Annotated in this window: 1 protein-coding gene; it reads right to left on the minus strand. The window is 37.6% G+C overall.

Going from position 1 to position 490, the window contains the following annotated elements:
• Positions 1 to 76: 76 nt before the first annotated feature.
• Positions 77 to 490, minus strand: a 414-nt coding sequence (locus tag B2Y23_RS01605; protein WP_291368613.1) for an MFS transporter, incomplete at its 5' end; no start/stop codon positions are given.

Consider the following 490-nt stretch of genomic DNA (forward strand, 5'->3'; position numbering starts at 1 on the left):
AAATATATCTTTTTATAAAAAATAGGCATTCATTCCTACCAGATAATGCCTATTTTATTGATTCAATTATTTAGAATTATACAGACTTCGGTTGATCGATGAACAACTTATAAAATACCAAACTAAGTGCCGTGATCGCTGCACACATGAGATAGGTAAAATGATAACCTTGATTAGCGATCACCATTCCTAACGAGATCGAACCAATTGCGATACCAATATCGTAAAAGGTAAAAAAGGTTGAAGTTGCATGTCCAATTCGGTCTTTTGGCGAGCGCTGAATGGAAATAGTTTGTAAACAGGGTTGAGCTGAACCAAAGCCCATACCGACAAATACCGCAGCCAGCATCAATCCGGTCACTGTATTGACTTGGCTTAATACCATCAGTCCAATTGAAAATAATGCAATAGAAGGATAAACCACATAATTTGCGCCTTTGCGATCATAAATTTTCCCGGTGATGGGTCTTAAACTCATCATGGAAATGGC

This window comes from Acinetobacter sp. UBA5934 (assembly GCF_002430855.1).
Classification (GTDB): domain Bacteria; phylum Pseudomonadota; class Gammaproteobacteria; order Pseudomonadales; family Moraxellaceae; genus Acinetobacter.